The sequence below is a fragment of the Nocardiopsis sp. iso_238 genome, from assembly GCF_056173325.1.
The window spans coordinates 1,324,221-1,344,585 of record NZ_CM149668.1; the positions used below are offsets into that span (position 1 = coordinate 1,324,221).

Below are 20,365 nucleotides of genomic sequence, written 5' to 3' on the forward strand. Positions count from 1 at the left end.
GATGGTTGACGCCGCACGCGCGCGAAAGATCGCCGACCGAATCCAGCGGATCGTCGCCGAGATGCTGGACCGGCGAATCAAGGACCCGCGCCTGGGATTCGTCACCGTGACCGACGCCCGGATCACCGCGGACCTGCGGGACGCCACGGTGTACTACACGGTGTTCGGCACCCCCGAGGAGAAGGCGGCCAGCGCGGCCGCGCTGGAGAGCGCCAAGGGCGTGATCCGCAGTGAGGTCGGTCGCCAGACCGGCATCCGCCACACGCCCAGCCTGACCTTCGTCATCGACGAGGTGCAGGAGAACGCCCAGCACATCGAGAAGCTGCTGGTCGAGGCGCGCAAGTCCGACGAGGAGGTGGCCCAGAAGGCCACCGGAGCCAAGCACGCGGGTGAAGCCGACCCGTACAAGGCGCCTCGTGAGGACGAGGACGAGGACGACGAGTAACCAGACCCCCGGGGCGGCGGCAGCGGCCGCCGCCCCCTCTCAGAAGGAGCCCCCATGGCCGACAGCGGTGTCGTGGTCGTCGACAAGCCCGCCGACTGGACCTCACACGACGTGGTCGCGAAGACCCGGGGTCTGGCGCGCACCCGGCGCGTGGGCCACGCGGGCACCCTGGACCCGATGGCCACCGGGGTCCTGGTCCTGGGGATCGAGAAGGGCACCAAGCTGCTCGGTCACCTGACCCTGACCGAGAAGACCTACGAGGCCACGATCCGCCTCGGGCTGGTCACCAACACCGACGACGCCGAGGGCGAACCCGGGGTCCGGGTGGACGCCTCCGCCGTCACCGACGCGGACGTGCATGCGGCCGTGGCGAAGCTCACCGGCCCGATCCAGCAGGTCCCACCGCAGGTCAGCGCGATCAAGGTGGACGGCAAGCGCGCCTACAAGTCGGCCCGTGAGGGCAAGGAGGTGGCGCTCAAGGCACGGACGGTCACCGTCTCCCAGTTCGACGTGACCGCGGTCCGGCACACCCCCGACGGCTTCGTGGACGTGGACGCGGTGATCACCGGCTCCAGCGGGACCTACATCCGCTCGCTCGCCCGTGACATGGGCGCGGACCTGGCCGTGGGCGGGCACCTCACCGCCCTGCGCCGTACCCGGGTGGGCCCCTACGACCTGTCCCAGGCCCGCACGCTCGACGAGCTCGCCAAGGAGTTCACCCAGGTCCCCCTGGCCCAGGCCGTGGCCGCCGCGTTCCCGGTACGCACCATGGACGAGGCCGAGACCCGCGCGATCCGCCACGGGAACCGGATCAGTGAGAGCTCCCTGGGCGACGGCCCGGTGGGGTTGTTCGCCCCGGACGGCACCGTGGTCGCCCTGGGCGAGAACCGCCCGGGCCACATGAAGCCGGTCGTGGTGTTCTCCCCGGCCTGATCAGATCTTGATGACGGCGGCCCGGCCCGCGCACAGGGCCAGGAGGTCGTCCGGGTCGGAGGTCAGGATGACGGCGGGGGCCTCCGCCCGGAGCGCGGTGGCGCACAGCATCGCGTCGATCGCGTGTTTGTGGCCGTGGAGTCCTGCCTCGGAGAGCAGGGCGCACGCGGTTCGTGCGACCTCTTCCGTGACCGGCTCGACGGTGATCCGGGACAGGGTCCACTCCAGCGCCGGGCGCCTGATCCCGGGGTGCACGACCTCCACGAGCGTGGCCGCACTGGTCAGGACGGTCATGTCGTCCTGGAGCGCGGTGGCGAGCCACTCACTGATCCGGCCGTCTCTGCGGATGGCTCCGGCGAGCCCCTCGCTGTCCAGAACGAGGGACCTGACCGGTGTACGGGGGGCGGGACTCACGCGGCCTCGTCCTCTTTTCGCTTCTGCGCGGAACCGGACGCGCTGACTCCCTGCTCTTGCAGGGCCCGACGCATCTCGTCGCGTATCTCACTCATTCGTTCGTCCGTGACCGGGCCGTTCTCGGCCTCCAGTGTTTCGACCAGCTCAGCCAACTGGTCGCGTTGGACCTGCCGTCTGACCGCGTTGGTGACGTAGGCGGAGAGCCCCGAGCCGCCGCTACGGGAGCGGGCGTCCTCGGCGAGGTCCTCGGGAAGGGTGACGGAGTACTTCTTGGTAGCGCCGTTCATGACACTTATGCTACCCGCCATGCCACCATCGTGTTCGAGGGGTGGCTGGACGACTTTCTTGCTGAAGTCCGATGTCAGCGTGTTGTTCACAAGGGCGAAGATAGCGAGGCGTCACTGGATGTGTGCGGGTTTCGCGAAGATTCCCGGAGTCTTCTCGGAATCTGGCTCAGGGGCGCCGTGTGACCTCGTCCAGGAAGGCGGCGAGGGCGGCGGTCAGTTCGCCCGGCCGCTCCACCGAGGCCAGGTGCCCGGTCTCGGGCAGTTCCAGGAGGCGGGAGCCCCGGACTCCCTCGGTGCACCGGTCCGAGACCGCCTGGACCTGGGGAACCTCCGACAGGCCCTTGACCACGGTGTCCGGCTCGTGCCAACCCGTCTCTGCCCTCGGCGGAGAGCGGGTGCGCGGGACCATACCGGTGCGTGGCTGAAGCGGGGGACGTGACATGGCAGGGTTGACCCTGCCCGAGTGGACGTGAGTGAAGGGGACCGAAAGTGCTGCGATGGGACGGGCTGGGGGACATCCCCTCGGACTGGGGACGGTCCGTGGTGGCGGTCGGCGTCTTCGACGGCGTGCACCGGGGACACCAGGCGATCCTGGCCGCCGCGCGCGGGCACGCCGACCGGCTCGGTCTGCCGGTGGTCGCGGTCACCTTCGACCCCCACCCCGAACGCGTGCTGCGCGGGACCACCCCGGCGGTCCTGACCCCGGTCGACCGCCGGGTGGAGCTCATGGCGCCCCTCGGGGTCGACGCCGTGTGCGTCCTGCCCTTCGACGAGGCGCTGTCCTCGCTCGGCGCCGAGGAGTTCGTCCGCCGCGTGCTGTCCGACCGGCTCGGCGCCGCCGCCGTCGTGGTCGGTGAGGACTTCCGTTTCGGCCACCGGGCGGCCGGGAACGTCGCCGTGCTGGCCGAACTGGGGGAGAAGCACGACTTCGCGGTGGACGGCGTGCGCCTGGTGGCCGAGGGCGACACCATCACCTCCACACGGGTGCGCTCCCTGCTCGACGAGGGCGACGTCGCGGCGGCCGCCGAACTCCTGGGCCGCCCGCACCGGGTGTCCGGCGAGATCGTGCACGGCGCCGCCCGGGGTCGCGAACTCCTGGGTTTCCCCACCGCCAACGCCGACCTGCACCCGGACACCGCCGTGCCCGGTGACGGCGTGTACGCCGGGTGGCTCAGCCGTCTGGAGCCGGTCGAGGGGCACGAGACACGGTGGCCCGCGGCGATCTCCGTGGGCACCAACCCCACGTTCGACGGAGCCGAGCGCACGGTGGAGGCCTACGCCCTGGACCGCGACGACCTGGAGCTGTACGGACTGCGCATGGCGGTCGACTTCACCGCGCGTATCCGGGGTCAGGAACGGTTCGAGGACATCGAGGCGCTCATCGTGGCGATGCGCCGCGACGTCGACCGCTGCCGTGAGGTCCTCGGCGTCGCCTGAGTCCGTCGTCACCGGGGAACGGGGTTCCGCCCCTCGTCATCTGCGATAGGGTGGGGTCCGTCCACGTGTGCCCGCGGTGAGTCACGCCCCTTTCGGGGAGCGGATTCCGCGGGAGCGCGGTGCACCCACGCCATCGGCGGAGGGCCGCGCGCGCCACACGCGACGGTGACTGCTCGTACGCGCGGTCACCGCGTCTGAACCCTGCCACGTACCGGGGTTCGCCCCTGCGTACCGACTTCTCAGTGAAGGAGCGTCGTGTCGATCGACACCGCCACCAAGGAAAAGATCATCGCCGAGTACGCCACCGTCGAAGGTGACACCGGCTCCCCCGAGGTCCAGATCGCGCTGCTCACGCACCGCATCACCGAGCTCACCGAGCACCTGAAGGACCACAAGCACGACCACCACAGCCGTCGTGGCCTGCTCCTGATGGTCGGCCGTCGCCGCCGTCTGCTCAAGTACGTGGCCAAGCAGGACATCACCCGCTACCGCTCGCTCATCGAGCGTCTGGGCCTGCGTCGCTAGGTCGTTTCGGAGGGAGTGGCTTCGGCCGCTCCCTCTTTGTTAGTAAGGTGTGACCAGAGTGGTGTCCGCGACAGGACGCCACCCGCACCACCCGTGCCGCCACCCCGGACCCAGGGGTCGGTCCTCGGTAGTGGTCTCCGGACACCGCCCGTACGGGCGGGCCGTGGGCTTCGATCGATGACCGACCGTCATCACCTCCGGGGCACGACACGGGAACAACATCGCCGTGCCACGGACCGGGAGGTCCCGGCGCGGCGCCCGCAACGTGTAACAGGAGGTCGCCCATGGAGGGCGTTTACTCGGCCGAAGCCGTCATCGACAACGGCAAGTTCGGCACCCGTACCATCCGCTTCGAGACCGGCCGTCTGGCCCGTCAGGCCGCCGGTTCGGCCACGGTCTACCTGGACGACGAGACCGTCGTCCTGTCGGCCACCACCGCCTCGAAGCGGCCCAAGGAGAACCTCGACTTCTTCCCCCTGACGGTGGACGTCGAGGAGCGGATGTACGCCGCCGGCCGCATCCCCGGCTCCTTCTTCCGGCGTGAGGGCCGTCCTTCCGAGGACGCCATCCTCACCTGCCGTCTGATCGACCGTCCGCTGCGCCCCTCCTTCAAGAAGGGCCTGCGCAACGAGATCCAGATCGTCGAGACGATCCTGTCGCTGCACCCCGAGCACCTGTACGACGTCGTCGCCATCAACGCGGCCTCGATGTCCACGCAGATCGCCGGTCTGCCCTTCTCCGGCCCGCTCGGCGGCGTCCGGGTCGCGCTGATCGACGGCCAGTGGGTCGGTTTCCCCACCCACGGCGAGCTTGAGGGCGCCACCTTCGACATGGTCGTCGCCGGCCGTGTCCTGGAGGACGGCGACGTCGCGATCATGATGGTCGAGGCGGAGTCCACCACCCGGACCCTGAAGCTGGTCGCCGAGGGCGCCGTCGGCCCCAACGAGCAGACCGTCGCCGAGGGCCTCGAGGCCGCCAAGCCCTTCATCAAGGTGCTGTGCAAGGCCCAGCAGGCCGTGGCCGACCAGGCCAGCCGTGAGCAGGGCGAGTTCCCGATCTTCCTCGACTACGAGGACGACGCCTACGCCGCCGTCGAGGGCGCCGTGCGCGAGGAGCTCGCCAAGGCGCTCACCATCGCGGACAAGCAGGACCGCGAGTCCGAGCTCGACAAGATCAAGGCGTCGGCCGCCGAGAAGCTGGCCGAGGACTTCGAGGGCCGCGAGAAGGAGATCAGCGCCGCCTTCCGCAGCCTCAGCAAGCAGCTCATGCGTGAGCGCGTCCTGCGCGACAAGGTCCGCATCGACGGCCGTGGTCCCAAGGACATCCGCCAGCTGAGCGCCGAGGTCGGCATCCTGCCGCGGGTGCACGGTTCGGCCCTCTTCGAGCGTGGCGAGACCCAGATCATGGGCGTCACCACGCTGAACATGCTGCGCATGGAGCAGACGGTTGACACGCTCAACCCGGACAAGACCAAGCGCTACATGCACAACTACAACTTCCCGCCCTACTCCACCGGTGAGACCGGTCGGGTGGGCTCGCCCAAGCGGCGCGAGATCGGGCACGGCGCCCTGGCCGAGCGGGCCCTGCTGCCGGTTCTGCCCGCCCGCGAGGAGTTCCCGTACGCCATCCGCCAGGTGTCCGAGGCCCTCGGGTCCAACGGCTCCACCTCGATGGGTTCGGTCTGCGCCTCCACCATGTCCCTGATGGCGGCCGGTGTGCCCCTGAAGGAGATGGTGTCCGGTATCGCCATGGGTCTGATCAGCGAGGGCGACGAGTTCGTCACGCTGACCGACATCCTCGGTGCCGAGGACGCCTTCGGCGACATGGACTTCAAGGTCGCCGGCACCCGTGAGCTCATCACGGCGCTCCAGCTGGACACCAAGCTCGACGGCATCCCCGCCGAGCAGCTGGCCCTGGCGCTCCAGCAGGCCCGCGGCGCCCGTCTGGCCATCCTCGACGTCATGCAGGAGGCCATCGAGCGTCCGGCCGAGATGAGCCCGAACGCTCCGCGCATCCTGACCGTCAAGGTGCCCGTCGAGAAGATCGGTGAGGTCATCGGCCCGAAGGGCAAGATGATCAACTCGATCCAGGACGACACCGGCGCGGACATCTCGATCGAGGACGACGGCACCATCTACATCGGTGCCACCGACGGCCCCTCCGCCGAGGCGGCCCGGGACACGATCAACCAGATCGCGAACCCGACCATGCCCGAGGTGGGCGACCGCTACCTGGGCACCGTCGTCAAGACGACCGCCTTCGGCGCGTTCGTCTCGCTGCTGCCCGGCAAGGACGGTCTGCTGCACATCTCGCAGATCCGCAAGCTGCACGGCGGCCAGCGCATCGAGAACCTCGACGACGTGATCAGCATCGGTGAGAAGATCCAGGTCGAGATCCGCGAGATCGACGACCGCGGGAAGCTCTCCCTGGTCCCGGTCGAGGTCGTGGAGTCCGAGACCGCCGCCAAGTCCGACAAGCCCGAGGCCCCCGCGGCCGCGGACGCGGACGAGGACGCCGAGAAGGGTGACGACAAGTCCGAGGGCGCCCCGCGCCGTCGCCGTCGCCGCAGCTCGGGCGGGCGTTCCGAGAACACCTGATCCACGCCTGTGTGACCCTGTACGGGGCGGTCGCGTCTGCACGACGCGGCCGCCCCGCCGTCGTCCCGGGCGTATGCTCTGCTGGATGTCCCGACGCGAAGAAGAAGGATTCATGAGTTCTGTCCCCATCGCCGCCGAGCAGGAGCCGGGCACGACCGTCACGCTGCTGGAGCCCGACGGCGGTTCCGGTCTGGTGCGTCGGACGGTGCTGCCCGGCGGCCTGCGCGTGGTCACCGAGAACGTCCCCGGGGGCCGCTCCGCCGCCTTCGGCATCTCCGCGACCACCGGCTCCCGTGACGAGGACTCCGCGCACGCGGGGTCGGCGCACTTCCTGGAGCACCTGCTCTTCAAGGGGACCGGGACCCGGTCGGCGCTGGAGATCTCCGCGCTGCTGGACGGGGTGGGCGCCGACCACAACGCGTACACCACCAAGGAACACACCTGCTACTACGCGAAGGTCCTCGACCGGGACCTGCCGCTCGCGGTGGACGTGGTGGGCGACATGGTCGCCAACTCCGTCCTGGACGAGGGGGAGGTGGAGACCGAGCGCGGCGTGATCCTGGAGGAGATCGCCATGTACGAGGACGAGCCCGCCGACCTGGTGGACGACGTCTTCGCGGAGCACTTCTTCGGTGACACCCCGCTGGGGCGTCCGATCCTCGGCACCACCGACAGCATCAAGGCACTGTCCCGCGAGCGCATCGCGGAGCAGTACCGGGACGCCTACGTGCCCTCGGAGCTCATCGTGACGGCGGCGGGCAGCCTGGACCACGAGAGCGTCGTGGAGCAGGTCCGCGCCATGTTCGCGAACCGCCTCGGTGCGGCCGGTGACGCCCGCCCGTCCCGCCCGCGCGGAGCCGGGGAGCCGGTCCGCACGTTCGGTGGCACGGTCGTGCAACCGCGTGAGACCGAGCAGGCGCACATCATCCTGGGTTCGGAGGGGCTGACCCGCACCGACCCGCGCTGGCACGCCCTGCGGCTGCTCAGCGCCGCTCTGGGCGGCGGCATGTCGTCGCGCCTGTTCCAGGAGGTGCGGGAGAAGCGCGGCCTGGCCTACGCGGTGCACGCGTACCACACGGCCTACGCCGACACCGGAACCTTCCAGATCTACGCGGGCTGCCTTCCGGAGAAGGCCGACGAGGTCATCGGGGTCTGCCGCGACGAGCTGGCCAAGGTCGCCGCCTCCGGGATCACGGCGGAGGAGCTGACCCGCGCCAAGGGCCAGATCCAGGGAGCCATGGTGCTGGGCAGCGAGGGCACCAACGCCCGGATGGGCCGTCTGCTCGCGCACGAGCTCACCCAGCCGCGCCACTTCTCCATCGACGAGGACCTGGCCCGGTTCGACGCCGTCACGCAGGACGACGTCGCCGGGGTCGCCGCCGAGCTGCTGGCCCGCCCGAGGGCGCTGGCCGTGATCGGCCCGTACGAGGCCGACCGGGAGTTCTGAGGCCGAGGACCCCGCAAGGGAAGGGAGCCCGTGACCGTCGCCGGTCACGGGCTCCCTTCTCCTTGTGCCTGGTCCGCCCTACAGCGGGCGTCCGCGCGGCCGACCGCGCTTCTTGATCGCGATCTGCCGGGGGCCGCCGGTGTGGGCGCCCCCGTGGACGACGACCTCCAGGAGGCCGTCACCGAAGGCCGCCTCGACGTCCTTGTCCTCGACGTCCTCGGGAAGGCTGATCTCACGCCGGAACGAGCCCATGAAGCGCTCGGACGTGTAGTAGATCGTGGAGTCGTCCTCCTCGCGGTGCCGCTCGCCGCTGATGACGAGCACGCCGTGGGCCAGGCTGACCGACACGTCGGTCTCCTTGACCCCGGGCAGCTCCGCTCGGATGACGAGGTCGCGGCCCTTGGCCATGATGTCCGTGGACGGGCTCCAGGCGTCGGCGAACGTCCTCTCACGCTCGCCCACCTGGGTGGTCTCGATCGTGGAGATCGTGTCCGACATCCTGTTCATCTCGGTGATCATGTCCACCACCCCGTGGAAGGGGTTGCTGAACCTCTTGGGTGCCACCGTTGCCTCCTCAATGCGCCGTCGGTGGTGATCCGTCCACCGTCAGGAACGAACTCTGGACCCTACTCTGCCCGGTCTCCGGATCGGGAGCGATCCTCGGCCCGTGATCTCTTGGGTTCACCCGGGGCGCGTTCGCTGGCCAGCCCCTTGAACAGCCCCGCCGCCATGAACAGCAGGATCACCGCGAAGGGCAGACCGGTGATCACCGAGGCCGCTTGAAGCGCCGACAACGCGTCATCGCCCCCGGCCACCAGGAGGATCCAGGTGACGCCGCCCAGGCAGACGGCCCAGAAGCCGCGCTGGAAGCGGCTCGGGTTGCGTGTGCCGCCGTTGGTCAGCATGTCCACGACCAGCGAACCGGAGTCCGCGGAGGTGATGAAGAAGATGGCCACGACGGCCAGCAGCCACACGGCCGCGATCATCGCGACCACACCGGAGATCGGCAGGGCGTCCAGCAGTGTGAACGCCGCCTGGGCCTCGTCTCCCTCGATGAAGTTGGCCCTGCCCGCGAGGTCGTAGAAGAGCCCGGAGCCGCCGAACACGCCGAACCACAGCACGCAGACGCCGGTCGGGGCGAACAGGGCGCCGATCACGAACTCACGGATGGTGCGTCCGTAGGAGATCCTCGCCAGGAAGATGCCGACGAAGGGCGCCCAGGAGATCCACCAGCCCCAGTAGAAGATGGTCCACGCCTGGGTCCAGGCGGCCGCCTGCTCGTCGACCCGGGGGCTCGGGAACGAGAGGCTCCACGAGACGAGGTTGCTCAGGTACTCGCCGGTGGCGGTGGTGGTGCTCGCGATGATCCAGAGCTTGGGTCCGACCGCGAACACGAAGGCGAGCAGGATGAACGCCAGCCAGAGGTTGATCACCGACAGGCGGCGCAGTCCCTTGTCGATGCCGGAGAGCACGCTGAACAGCGCCACACCCGTGATCACCGCGATGATCACGGTCTGGATCAGCGCGTTGTTCGGAATCCCGAACACGTCGGTGAGTCCGCCGTTGATCTGGAGTGTGCCCAGGCCCAGCGACGTGGCCAGGCCGAAGATGGTGCCGAACACCGCGAGGATGTCGACGATGTTGCCGGGCCAGCCGAAGGCGCGGTCCCCGAGCAGCGGGTAGAGCGCGGAGGCCGGGCGCAGCGGCAGACCCTTGCGGTAGGCGAAGTAGCCCAGGGACAGGCCGAGCGCGATGTAGACGGCCCAGGGATGGAAGCCCCAGTGGAAGAAGGTGAGTGCCAGCGACTCCGCCGCCGCCTCGGGCAGAGGAGCGCCGTCCTGACCCGGCATGAGCGCGGCGTCGCGCGGCCAGTGCAGGTGCTCGATGGGCTCGGCCACGCCCCAGAAGACCAGGCCGATGCCCATGCCCGTGGTGAAGAGCATGGCGAACCAGGCCAGGGTGCTGAACTCGGGTCGGGAGTCGTCCGGTCCGAGCCGGATGCCCCCGTACTTGCTGAGCATCAGGAACACGGCGGTGACCACGAAGAACACCGTCGACAGGACGTAGATCCAGCCGACCTTCTCACCGATCCACGTCCGGGTGGCCTCAGTGGCGTCCAGCATGGGGGTCGTGAACGCCACGCCCATGATGATGAAGGCGATGATCACGACGCCCGAAACGCCGAAGACCGTGGGATTCGTCTTTTCTTTTATGTATGTGCGCAGGGACGAGATGGTGTCTCCTTCCCGACACCGCCGGGGGATTGGGCGGTGTTTGGGAGAGTGCCGGTCCCGCTGCCGGCCACGGATGGGTCCCGTGGGATGTTAGGGCCGTTGGTCCCTGGCAGCAAAGTAAAGCCGCGAGTTGGAGTGTTCCGACAAAAACGGCATGACGGACTTGAGTCCCGTGTGGCGCCGCCGTTGCGGGACGGAGGGGTGCTCCGAGGGTCAGGGGCGGGGTGGCAGTGAGGTGATCAGAGCCTCAAGCGTGAGGCCCGCGCGGTCCAGCCAGTCCGCGATCACCTCGAGTTCCGCCTCGTCGTACCCGGAGTGCAGGTCGGTCATGGCCTTGCGCATGCCCGGGGCGGGAGGACCGAGCGCGGCCTCGGCGCCCTCCAGGAGCCGCACCGCGATCTTGCGTCGGTCCAGCGGGTGCGGGGCGCGCTCGACCAGTCCGTGCGCCTCCAGGCGGTCCACGACGCCGGTGACGGAGCCGGTGGACAGGCAGAGGCTGTCGGCGATCTCGCCGGGTGTCATGGTGCCGCTCGCGCGCAGGAGTGTGTAGCACTGGAAGTCGGTCGGGTTCATTCCCGAGCGGTCGGCCATGCGGTGCAGAAGCCGGACCAGGCGCACGGCGAGCTGCTGTCCGTCGTTCTGGAGCGCCTCGTACAGCTCCTCACGCGTCCTGTGACCGCGGCCGTCTCCGAGTGCCTTCCCAGGCGGCTCGGCCCTGGGCACGGTGTCCATGGATCTCCCTACCGCTCCGTGAACGGTCCCTCCGGTCACTTGTCGTCGAGTCTAGGCCGCCCTCCAAGTGTCGCCTGGCCCCGGAGGGGAGCGCGTGAAATGATCCCCAGAGTAAGATGCTCGGTTTCCAAGGCATTTCCCGAAAAATCGGACACTCGCCGGGGGTAGCCATCACCGTCTCGCCTGCGGACACACTGGAGGAACCGCTTCCCACCGACCTGGAAGGTGTCCGGGACGCGGTGAACGCACTCCTGGCCGCGTACCTCGGACACAGGGTCGCGGCGGCGCGGGCGGTCGACGGGGACTTCGCGGACGAGCTCTGCGCGAGGATGTCCGCCTTCACACTGCACGGGGGCAAGGGCCTGCGCTCCGTCCTGGCCTGGTGGGGATGGCTCGCCGGTGGGGGCGCCGCCGCGGGGCCCGGCGCCAGGTCGGCCCTGCGGGCGTGTTCGGCGGTCGAGGTGCTCCAGTCCTTCGCCCTCGCGCACGACGACGTCATGGACGCCGCCCCGCTCCGGCGCGGTTCCCCCTCGTTCCACGCCGTGTACACGACACAACACCGTGAGAGGGGACTGCGCGGGGACGCGCGCCGGTACGGCGAGTCCCTGGCGATCCTGGTCGGCGACCTCGCCATGGTCTGGGCCGACGACCTCCTCCACGAGTCCCTGGCCGACCTGCCCGCCGGGGCCGCCGCGCACGCGGTGTGGCGGGACATGCGGACCGAGGTCATCGCCGGACAGTTCCTCGACCTCGGCGCCCAGGCCAGCGGCGACCGCTCCGAGGAGAGGGCGGTGCGCATCGACCAGCTCAAGACGGCGACCTACACCGTCGAGCGACCCCTGCACATGGGCGCGGTGATGGCCGGGGCCGACGAGGCCACCGTGACCGCCCTCCGGGCCTACGGCACCGATGTGGGCGTGGCCTTCCAGCTCCGGAACGACCTGATGGACGCCTACGGCGCCCCCGACCACACCGGGAAACGGGCCGGGGAGGACCTTCGGGAGGGCAAGAACACGCTCCTCCTGGCCTGCGGTGTCCGGAGGGCGGCGGAGGCGGGGGACCTCCCGGCCCAGCGCGTCCTCGCCCGGGTCGGACACCCCTCCGAACGGGTGGACGCCGAGGAGGCGGCAGGCGTGCTCGACCGGATCGGCGCCCGTGGGGAGGTCCGCCGCCGATGCCGTTCGCTGGCCGAACGCGGACTGGGGCGGATCCGCGGACTCGATCTCCACCCCGCCGTCTCCGAAGGACTGCACCGCTTCGCCGAGGCGGCGGCACGTACGTGAAGCCCGCATGGAGAGGATCGTCGACGTGCCCGTGAGGAACGGTAGGGACCCCGTGGTCGTGGTGGGGGCCGGTCTGTCCGGGCTCTCCTGCGCCCTCCACCTGCTGGGCGCCGGACGCGAGGTGGTGGTGCTCGAACGCGAGGACCACCCCGGCGGGCGCGCCGGGCGCCTGGACATGGACGGTTTCCGGGTCGACACCGGGCCGACCGTGCTCACCATGCCCGAACTCCTCGACGAGGCGTTCGCCGCCGTCGGGGAGTCCGTCGGTGACCGCCTCGAACTCCTGCCGCTGACCCCCGCCTACCGCGCGTCGTTCACCGACGGCTCCACCGTCGACGTGCACACCGACCGGGAGCGGATGGCCGCGGAGGTGGCCCGGGTCGCGGGCCTGCGGGAGGCGGTGGGCTACCTGCGTCTCCGGGACTGGCTCACCCGCCTGTACGAGGTGGAGATGCGGTCGTTCATCGACGCGCGGTTCGACTCACCGCTCGACCTCCTCGGCCCGGACCTCGTCCGACTCGCGGCGATGGGCGGATTCGGCCGACTGTCCCGGGTCGTCGGCCGCCACCTGAAGGACGAGCGCCTGCGCCGGATCTTCTCCTTCCAGTCGCTCTACGCCGGGGTCGCCCCGGACCGGGCCCTGGCCGCCTACGCCGTCATCGCGTACATGGACACCGTCGCGGGCGTCCACTTCCCGAAGGGCGGTATGCGCGCCATGGGCGAGGCCCTGGCGGGCGCCGCCGCCAAGGCCGGGGCGGTCCTGCGCTACGGGGAGACGGCGCACCGCCTGGAGCGTCGCGGAAACCGGGTCACGGCGGTCGTCACCGACCACGGGGAGCGCCTGGCCTGCGACCACGTGGTGCTCACCACCGACCTGGCCGCCGCCCACCGGCTGCTCGACCACCGCTCGCGTCGCCCGTTGCCGCACCGGTACTCCCCGTCCGCCGTGGTGCTCCACCTGGGCACCGACCGCACCTGGGACCGGTTGGCCCACCACACCATCTCCTTCGGCACGCAGTGGGAGCGCACCTTCACCGAGATCATCGACGAGGGCCGGACCATGAGCGACCCCTCTCTCCTGGTCACCCAGCCCACCGTCACCGATCCGACCCTGGCACCCGACGGCCACCACCTCCTGTACGTCCTGGCGCCCGCGCCCAACCTGGCCGCGGCCGACATCGACTGGGACAGCGAGGGCCCCCGCTACCGGGACCGGATCGTGGCCGTCCTCGAAGCCAGGGGGATGACCGGCCTGGACGCGTCCGTACGTGCCGAACGCCTGGTCACGCCCGCCGACTGGGCCCGACAGGGACTGGCCCGGGGCACCCCCTTCTCCCTCGCCCACACCTTCGCCCAGACCGGGCCCTTCCGGCCGCGCAACACCGTCCCCGGCACCGCCAACGCGGTCCTGGCCGGGTGCGGGACCACGCCCGGGGTGGGTCTGCCGACCGTCCTCATCTCGGGGAAACTGGCGGCCGCGCGCGTCGTGGCCGGAACGGAGCAGCGCGCACGATGATGACCTCAGCCGTCGGGGAACTGGACGCCGCGGGGATCGCGCCGGGACGGTTGCGAGCCGACTACCTGCGGTGCCGTGCGCTGCACGCCCTCCACGGCCGCACCTACTTCACCGCCACGCGGGTGCTCCCGCCCGGGCGCCGCCCCGGCATCCACGCCCTCTACGGGTTCGCGCGCTGGGTGGACGACATCGTCGACGAGCCCGGCGCGGACACGACCTCGGACGACCAGCGCGCCCGCCTGGACGAGATCGGGGCCGACCTGGAGACCGCGTTCACCGGAGGCGAGCCGCGCGAGCCGGTGCTGCGGGCACTGGCGCACACGGTGGAGAGGTACGGGCTCCCCGCCGACCACTTCACCGCGTTCATGGCCTCGATGCGGATGGACCTCGACACCACGGACTACCGCGACCTGCCCCACCTGCGCGAGTACATGTACGGGTCGGCGGCGGTGATCGGGCTCCAGGTCCTGCCGGTCCTGGGGACCCGCGCGCCGAGGGAGGAGGCGGCTCCGCACGCGGCGGCGCTGGGGGAGGCCTTCCAACTCACGAACTTCCTCCGCGACGTGGCGGAGGACCTGCGCAGGGGCCGCGTCTACCTGCCCGCCGACGTCCTGGCGGCGCACGGCGTGGACCGGCCGCTCCTGGAGCACTGCGCGCGCGTCCGTCGGCCCGACCCGCGCGTCCGGGGCGCCCTCGCCGCGCTCGTGGAGGCCAACCAGGCCTTCTACCGTGAGGCCGAGCCGGGCGTCGCGATGCTCTCGCCGGTCGCCCGACCGTGTGTCGCCACCGCCTTCCGGCTGTACCGCGCCATCCTGGACGAGATCACCGCCGCCGACTACGACGTGTGGAGCGTCCGCCACCGCGTCTCCGACACCCGCAAGCTGGCGGTGGCCGCACCCGCCCTGGCCCGTGCGCTCTGGGCGCGGACCGTGCCCCGACCGAGGGTCGGCACCTGATCCTCCGCGCCGGGAGGGGCCGCCAGAGGCCCGTTGAGGAGGTCCCATGACACTGCCCGACCCCGAGCCCCGGCGTCTGCCGCTGCGGCGCATGCCCAGGAGCGTGTGGGCGCGACAGGACCCGACCTGGCGCGAGGCCTCGCCCTCCGTCATCGGCGGAGCGCTCAAGCGTGCCCTGGCCCGGCCCTCCGGGAACTGGTTCGTGCTGGCCGCCAGCTCCGAGGTCCGGACGGACCGCCCGTTCGGTCGTGTGGTGTCCGGAACCGAACTCGTGGCCTGGCGCACCCCGGACGGTGCCGCGCACGCGGGCCCGGGCGCATGCCCCCACCTGGGGGCGCCCCTGTGCCGGGGCGCGGTGACCGAGGGGAACCTGGTGTGCCGCTGGCACGGACTCTCCCTGGGGTCCGGGGGCATGCCCGGCTGGAGCCCGTTCCCGGTGCACGACGACGGCGTGCTCGTGTGGGTCCGCCTGGACGAGTGCGGGGGCGAGGAGCCGACGGAGGCGCCGGTGGTCCCGGAGCGTCCGAGGGCCGACGCGAGCATCGCGGCGGTGGAGAGTCTGGCCGGACGCTGCGAACCGGAGGACGTGGTGGCCAACCGGCTCGACCCGTGGCACGGTTCGTGGTTCCACCCCTACTCGTTCGTCGGCCTGAGGGTCACCGAGGTCCCGGAGGGACCGGACCCCGACCCCGACCGGCTGGTGGCGGATCTGGGGTTCCGGGTGGCGGGCCGCTGGGGCGTTCCGGTGCGGGCCGAGTTCACCTGCCCGGAACCGCGCACGGTGGTCATGCGCATCATCGAGGGGGAGGGTACGGGCAGCGTGGTGGAGACCCACGCCACCCCGCTGGGCACCGACCGCGACGGGGTGCCGCGCACCGCCGTGATCGAGGCGACCGTGGCCGTCTCCGGGCGCACCGGCTTCGCCCTGGCCCGGCGCGCGGCGGGCGCGGTGCGTCCGGCGATGCGGCTGGTGGCCCGCCGTCTGTGGAAGGACGACCTCGCCTACGCCGAGCGCCGCTACCTGCTGCGGACCTCCGGTCGCTGGCCGGGCTGACGGAAGGACCGCGCCAGCGCGGCCAGGACCGGGCCCCGCCCTCGCCGGGGCACGGTCCACAGGTCGTGCCCGGTCGACCCCCAGAGCGACAGCAGCGCGTTGGCGGCGCTCAGCCCCGTGGTGGCCGCTCCCTCCATGAGGGCGACCGGCAGGTCGACGCGGACGTGGTCGCCCGCGACCACCAGGGTGGGGTCCGGCGTGGTCACCGCGCAGCGGTCCCGGTAGCCCCCGGGAGGGAACAGCGCGCAGTCCGCGCGCAGCTCGTGCCGCGAGTCCACCGCGCGCGCCGGGGCCAGCTCCGGGTAGACCGCCGCCGCCTGCTCCCAGAGCGACTTCCGCTCCAGGTCGGGGTCGTGGTCCTCGGGCAGCGCGTAGGCGTGCAGCTCCACCACGGAGCCTCCGGTGCGCGCGGCCCACGCGCGTGCCTGGTCCTCGTAGCGGTCCAGGACGCTCACGTTGTCGAGCGTCGGATATCCGGCGGTGGCCAGGAACGCCTGCCGGTGCGGTCGCACCGGACGGTCCAGCCAGTACCGGGACACCAGGAACGGAGGAGCGGAGACGATCCCCGCGACCCGGTCCCGCCAGGCTTCCGTCCCGAGTCCGGGGGAGGCGGCCACCAGGGCGCGCAGCCCGCCCGGGTCGGTGGCCAGCACCACCGCGTCGAACTCCTCGGACTCCTCCGGGCGGGTCCGACCGGCGTCGCGCCAGGTGACCGCGTGGCGCAGGTGCTCCCCGCGGGTGACCCGCCCGACCCGGACCCCCGTCCGGAACCCGACCCCGGCCCGGCGCAGGTAGCCCTCCAGGGGGTTCCACAGGGCCTGGGGGAAGGGCGAGCGCGGCACGTCGAACACCAGGCCCTCGGAGGAGCCCAGGAAGTAGACGTGGAACATGACCGCCATCTCGGCGGCGGAGAGCCGTTCGGGAGCGGCGAAGAAGCTCCGGCTGAAGACCTCGAAGGCCAGGTGCTGGGCGGTGCGCGGAAAGCGGGTGACCTCCAGCAGTTCCCGGGCGCTCCGGTGCCCCAGGCGGTCGTGCACCCCCGGGACGTCCACGTCCAGCAGCTGGAGCACCGCAGGGAGGTTCACCGCGGCCAGTTCCGGGACCGGGAAGCTCCGGCTCGCGGCCGCCAGTGCGAACGCGTTCCACGGCGGAGTGGTCGGAAGGCCCGAGAAGCGGTCACGGGCCCCGGAGCGGTGCACCAGCGGGTAGTCCGCCAGCGGCACCAGCGAGTCCAGGCCGGGGTCCGCGCGCCGGATCAGCCCCCGCAGGTTGTAGTACTGGCGGAAGAAGGCGTGGAACCCGCGGCTCATGGTCGCCGTGCTGCCGTCGGCCAGCGTGGTGTCCCACCCTCGAAGGCGTCCGCCCAGACCCTCCTCGCGCTCGAACACCACGGTGTCCACTCCGCGCTCGGCGAGACCGCACGCGGCCGCCAGACCGGCGATGCCGCCGCCCACCACCGCGACCCGGGGCGCGTGCTCCGGGCGCCGCCCGGACGGGGCGGGGGCGACGATCCGCTCGGCCCGGGGGTCGTTCACGTCGGGGTTCACGGCCGGGCGCCGACGAAGGTGTGCGTGATCCCGTAGCGCCAGCCCGGCATCGGCGCGCTGGCCACCGACCCCAGCCCAGCCGCCCGCATCCGGTCCAGCAGGGCGCCTCGGCCGTCGAAGTCCAGGACGCTCCGCCAGAGGTAGCGGAAGAGGTCGTCCCGGCCGGTCAGGGCCCGGCCCGCGGGGATCACCACGCCCCAGCACACCGCGCTCCACACCGCGCGGGCGGAGACGGAGTCCGCCACGGAGTACTCGTGCAGGGCCAGCCGCCCGCCGGGACGCAGCAGCGCGCGCACCCCCGTCAGGAAGGCGTCCGGATCGGGGACGTTGCGCACCAGGTAGGAGGCGAACACTGCGTCGGCCGGTCCGCCGACCACCTCCTCGGCCCACTCCGGCGTGAGGTCCTGGGCGCGCGCCAGGTGGAAGCCGACGCCGCTCGGCCAGCCCTTGGCCTCCGCCTCGCGCAGCATGCCCTCCGAGGAGTCCACGCCCACGATCCGGGCCATGGGGTACTCGCGTGCGAGGGCGGCGGTCGAGGCCCCCGTGCCGCAGCCGAGGTCGACCAGCACCTGACCCGCGCCCCGGTCCGGCAGGAAGAGTCGACGCGCGGACGTGCGCAGGTCCCGGTGGTAGCCGGGGCTGGACGCGACCAGGGAGTCGTAGGCCGGTGCGGCGTGGTCGAACTCGTCGGTCACGGCGGCGGTCTTCATCCGCTCGGTCGGGGTGGTCATCGGTCCTCCGGAGACGGTCGGGGTGGACGGGGGACTTCGACCGCCGCAGGGGCCATGCTGGGACGATGGCCGACTACGACGTGGTGATCATCGGAGCGGGGGCCGCAGGGCTCACCCTGGCCCATCGCATCGGGCAAATCAACGATCGGCGCGACCCACCGCTCAGAACGGCGGTCCTGGAGCCTCCACCCGGCCCGCACACACCGCCCCCTCGGACCTGGTGCTTCTGGGAGTCCGGTCCGGGCCCCTGGGACCACCTGCTCGCCGCCTCGTGGGAGGACCTGTCGGTCATCGGCCCGGACGGCGGGGAGCACCGCTCCCCGGCGGGGCCGTACGCCTACAAGATGCTGCGTTCCACGGACGTGGACGCGCACGTGCGCGCGTCGGCGGGTGAGGGGGTCGAGTTCCTGCCGCTGTACGTGCGGGACACCGAGGACGGACCCGCGCGCGCCACCGTCCGGACGCTCACGCCGGAGGGGGAGGACCTGCGCCTCACCGCCCGCTGGGTCTTCGACTCACGGCCCCCCGGTCCGCCCTCCGGGGGACGCACCCGTCTGCTCCAGCACTTCCGGGGGTGGTTCGTCCGCATGCCCGACGACGCCTTCGACCCCGCCGCCGCGGTGCTCATGGACCTGCGCCCGCCCCAGCCCGAACACGGTGTCGCCTTCGGCTACGTGCTCCCGCTGTCCCGTCGCACGGCTTTGGTCGAGTACACCGAGTTCGGCCGGGCCGCGCTCACCACCGCCGAGTACGAGCGCGCCCTCACGGACTACTGCGAGCGGAGCGGGCTGCACGGCTTCGAGGTCACGGCCTCCGAACAGGGGGCCATCCCGATGACCGACGCGCGCCTGCCCACCAGGGTGGGTCGGCGGCTGTTCCGGGTCGGTACGGCCGGGGGCGCCACCCGGCCTTCGACCGGGTACACCTTCAGCGGCACGGCCCGTCAGACCGCCGCGATCGCGCGGGCGCTGGAACGGGGCCGGGTCCCGGTCCCCCCGGTCCCGCACCGCCCCAGGCACCTGGCCATGGACGCCGTCATGCTCCGGGCCCTGGACAGCGGCAGGGTGTCGGGCGCGGACTTCTTCACCCGGCTCTTCGCCGCCAACCGCCTCGGGGACGTGCTCGCCTTCCTGGACGGGGACTCGCGCCCGGGTCGCGAGTTCGTGATGGGGCTGACCACGCCGGTCGCCGCGATGTCCCTGAGCACGGCCGACCACCTCTGGCACTCGCTGCGCTCGGCGGTCCCGACCCCGGCGCGCGGGGCGCCGCCGCGGCGGCGCCGGGGGGTCAACCGCTGAGTGTCCGCACGCTCTCGGCCAGGGACCCCAGGTGCCCGTCCGCGAGCCGCAGCGCGTCCCCGACGTCGCGCCAGCCGGGTCCGGCCGTGTAGAGGGCGGTGCGTTCGGGGGCGGAGACCGTGGCGCGGGCCGTCGCCACCAGCGTCTCCGTGTCGTGCTCGCCGCCCGTGTGACACCACAGGACCACCGCGCGCGGGCCGATCCGCGCGACCGTGCGGACGGTGGCGTCGGTCGGCGTGCAGGGCCCCAGGACACGGTGGGCCAGTCCCGCCTCGCGCAGGGACGCGGCCAGCGCCTCCACCGGCAGGCTGTGCATCTCGTGGGGCACGCAGGCCAGGACCACGGGACGGACGCGCGGTCCGGGGCGCGCGGGCGGGGGCGGCACACGGCGCAGCACCGAGGACACGCTCCACGAGAGCAGGTGCTCCACCTCCACGTAGCGCCGTGTGTCCTCCCACCGGCGGCCCATGCCGTACAGCAGGGGCATCGCCAGGTCCTCCCAGGCGGCGACGGTCCCGTAGCGCTCCACGGCCGTCTGGAGCAGGTGTTCCACCAGGTCGGAGTCCATGCGCATGGCGGCCCGGGCCACGCCCCGGAGGGTCGGGGTGTGCTCGCGTCCGCGCGTGGGTACGGCGTCGGTAGGCCGTGGAACGGGGTCCGGTGCGGGGGCACGCGGCCCCGGAACGGGGGCGGCGGGGTCCGTGGAGAGGACCCGCCGGGCGGCCTCGGCCGAGGGCACGCCCTCACCGACCAGGTGGCACAGGGCGCGGAGCCGGGCGATGTCCGCCGGTGAGTACCGTCGGTGCCCGCCCGGGCTGCGCTCACGCGGACCGATCCCGTAGCGCCGGTCCCAACTGCGCAGGGTGGTCGGCGCGACCCCGAGGAGGCGGGCCGCGGCCCCCGGGCCGAGTGCGTCGGTCATGGCACCC

The 20,365-nt window shown here is 71.9% G+C and carries 20 protein-coding genes and 1 pseudogene; 11 read left to right on the forward strand and 10 right to left on the reverse strand.

Translation table 11 applies throughout. The features are described 5' to 3' along the window. Position 1 precedes the first annotated feature (1 nt). On the forward strand, positions 2–445 hold the full coding sequence (gene rbfA, locus AC0VYL_RS05890) for a 30S ribosome-binding factor RbfA (RefSeq protein WP_017584939.1): 444 nt from the start codon (positions 2–4) through the stop codon (positions 443–445). A gap of 54 nt (positions 446–499) precedes the next feature. Next, on the forward strand, positions 500–1,378 hold the full coding sequence (gene truB / locus AC0VYL_RS05895) for a tRNA pseudouridine(55) synthase TruB (RefSeq protein WP_475482528.1): 879 nt from the start codon (positions 500–502) through the stop codon (positions 1,376–1,378). On the opposite strand, the gene AC0VYL_RS05900 is transcribed toward truB, so the two are convergent. The 3 genes from AC0VYL_RS05900 to AC0VYL_RS05910 all read right to left on the reverse strand — a co-directional run bounded on the left by AC0VYL_RS05900 (position 1,379) and on the right by AC0VYL_RS05910 (position 2,488). Continuing rightward, on the reverse strand, positions 1,379–1,792 hold the full coding sequence (locus AC0VYL_RS05900) for a type II toxin-antitoxin system VapC family toxin (protein ID WP_475460084.1): 414 nt from the start codon (positions 1,790–1,792) through the stop codon (positions 1,379–1,381). It abuts the gene before it with no gap. Further along, positions 1,789–2,079: a hypothetical protein gene (locus AC0VYL_RS05905; protein WP_017542634.1), complete on the reverse strand. Its 291-nt coding sequence runs from the start codon at positions 2,077–2,079 to the stop codon at positions 1,789–1,791. The genes AC0VYL_RS05900 and AC0VYL_RS05905 overlap by 4 nt, the downstream gene beginning before the upstream one ends. Before the next feature lie 166 nt (positions 2,080–2,245). Next, on the reverse strand, positions 2,246–2,488 hold the full coding sequence (locus tag AC0VYL_RS05910; RefSeq protein ID WP_475482529.1) for an alpha/beta fold hydrolase: 243 nt from the start codon (positions 2,486–2,488) through the stop codon (positions 2,246–2,248). Between the two features lie 80 nt (positions 2,489–2,568). Here AC0VYL_RS05910 and AC0VYL_RS05915 point away from each other — a divergent pair, with 80 nt between their 5' ends. The 4 genes from AC0VYL_RS05915 (at position 2,569) to AC0VYL_RS05930 (ending at position 8,085) form a co-directional block, all read left to right on the forward strand. After that, a complete protein-coding gene (locus AC0VYL_RS05915) occupies positions 2,569–3,516 on the forward strand; it encodes a bifunctional riboflavin kinase/FAD synthetase (protein ID WP_475460089.1) in 948 nt (315 codons plus the stop codon). Positions 3,517–3,771: 255 nt separating this feature from the next. Continuing rightward, entirely contained in the window at positions 3,772–4,041 is a 270-nt protein-coding gene (gene rpsO / locus AC0VYL_RS05920) for a 30S ribosomal protein S15 (protein ID WP_017542637.1), read from the forward strand. Between the two features lie 284 nt (positions 4,042–4,325). Beyond that, positions 4,326–6,638, forward strand: coding sequence for a polyribonucleotide nucleotidyltransferase (locus tag AC0VYL_RS05925; RefSeq protein WP_475460093.1), 2,313 nt, complete (start codon positions 4,326–4,328; stop codon positions 6,636–6,638). A gap of 112 nt (positions 6,639–6,750) precedes the next feature. Further along, entirely contained in the window at positions 6,751–8,085 is a 1,335-nt protein-coding gene (locus AC0VYL_RS05930; RefSeq protein ID WP_475460096.1) for a M16 family metallopeptidase, read from the forward strand. A gap of 78 nt (positions 8,086–8,163) precedes the next feature. On the opposite strand, the gene AC0VYL_RS05935 is transcribed toward AC0VYL_RS05930, so the two are convergent. The 3 genes from AC0VYL_RS05935 to AC0VYL_RS05945 all read right to left on the reverse strand — a co-directional run bounded on the left by AC0VYL_RS05935 (position 8,164) and on the right by AC0VYL_RS05945 (position 11,051). Continuing rightward, positions 8,164–8,649, reverse strand: coding sequence for an Hsp20/alpha crystallin family protein (locus tag AC0VYL_RS05935; protein WP_378742925.1), 486 nt, complete (start codon positions 8,647–8,649; stop codon positions 8,164–8,166). A 62-nt stretch (positions 8,650–8,711) separates the two neighbouring features. Then, the gene (locus tag AC0VYL_RS05940) at positions 8,712–10,253 is read right to left on the reverse strand and encodes a BCCT family transporter (RefSeq protein ID WP_475482530.1); all 1,542 of its coding nucleotides are present in this window, start codon (positions 10,251–10,253) and stop codon (positions 8,712–8,714) included. Between the two features lie 279 nt (positions 10,254–10,532). Beyond that, the gene (locus AC0VYL_RS05945) at positions 10,533–11,051 is read right to left on the reverse strand and encodes a MarR family winged helix-turn-helix transcriptional regulator (RefSeq protein WP_475460102.1); all 519 of its coding nucleotides are present in this window, start codon (positions 11,049–11,051) and stop codon (positions 10,533–10,535) included. A 239-nt stretch (positions 11,052–11,290) separates the two neighbouring features. Here AC0VYL_RS05945 and AC0VYL_RS05950 point away from each other — a divergent pair, with 239 nt between their 5' ends. Genes AC0VYL_RS05950 through AC0VYL_RS05965 form a run of 4 tightly spaced genes read left to right on the forward strand, consistent with a single transcriptional unit; the run spans position 11,291 to position 15,860 of the window. Beyond that, a complete protein-coding gene (locus AC0VYL_RS05950) occupies positions 11,291–12,334 on the forward strand; it encodes a polyprenyl synthetase family protein (RefSeq protein ID WP_475482531.1) in 1,044 nt (347 codons plus the stop codon). 52 nt (positions 12,335–12,386) lie between these two features. Further along, a complete protein-coding gene (gene crtI / locus AC0VYL_RS05955; protein ID WP_475483477.1) occupies positions 12,387–13,850 on the forward strand; it encodes a phytoene desaturase family protein in 1,464 nt (487 codons plus the stop codon). After that, entirely contained in the window at positions 13,850–14,806 is a 957-nt protein-coding gene (locus AC0VYL_RS05960) for a phytoene/squalene synthase family protein (RefSeq protein WP_475483478.1), read from the forward strand. Before crtI ends, AC0VYL_RS05960 begins: the two co-directional genes overlap by 1 nt. Positions 14,807–14,852: 46 nt before the next feature. Continuing rightward, the gene (locus AC0VYL_RS05965) at positions 14,853–15,860 is read left to right on the forward strand and encodes a Rieske (2Fe-2S) protein (RefSeq protein ID WP_475482532.1); all 1,008 of its coding nucleotides are present in this window, start codon (positions 14,853–14,855) and stop codon (positions 15,858–15,860) included. Here the strand turns inward: AC0VYL_RS05965 and AC0VYL_RS05970 are convergent. Continuing rightward, the gene (locus tag AC0VYL_RS05970) at positions 15,824–17,407 is read right to left on the reverse strand and encodes an FAD-dependent oxidoreductase (RefSeq protein ID WP_475482533.1); all 1,584 of its coding nucleotides are present in this window, start codon (positions 17,405–17,407) and stop codon (positions 15,824–15,826) included. The genes AC0VYL_RS05965 and AC0VYL_RS05970 overlap by 37 nt on opposite strands. Continuing rightward, complete coding sequence (locus AC0VYL_RS05975; RefSeq protein WP_475482534.1) at positions 17,404–18,138, reverse strand: class I SAM-dependent methyltransferase; 735 nt, start codon at positions 18,136–18,138, stop codon at positions 17,404–17,406. Before AC0VYL_RS05975 ends, AC0VYL_RS05970 begins: the two co-directional genes overlap by 4 nt. 65 nt (positions 18,139–18,203) lie before the next feature. Between AC0VYL_RS05975 and AC0VYL_RS05980 the strand changes: the two genes are divergently transcribed. After that, positions 18,204–19,436 carry a lycopene cyclase family protein gene (locus tag AC0VYL_RS05980; protein ID WP_475482535.1) on the forward strand — a complete coding sequence of 411 codons (1,233 nt, stop codon included), beginning with the start codon at positions 18,204–18,206 and terminating at the stop codon, positions 19,434–19,436. Here the strand turns inward: AC0VYL_RS05980 and AC0VYL_RS05985 are convergent. Together AC0VYL_RS05985 and AC0VYL_RS05990 are read right to left on the reverse strand one after the other, a co-directional pair. Continuing rightward, on the reverse strand, positions 19,426–20,025 hold the full coding sequence (locus AC0VYL_RS05985) for a B12-binding domain-containing protein (RefSeq protein WP_475483479.1): 600 nt from the start codon (positions 20,023–20,025) through the stop codon (positions 19,426–19,428). The genes AC0VYL_RS05980 and AC0VYL_RS05985 overlap by 11 nt on opposite strands. A 186-nt stretch (positions 20,026–20,211) precedes the next feature. After that, positions 20,212–20,358: pseudogene (locus AC0VYL_RS05990) on the reverse strand (MerR family DNA-binding transcriptional regulator); the annotation flags it as partial. Positions 20,359–20,365: the final 7 nt, after the last annotated feature.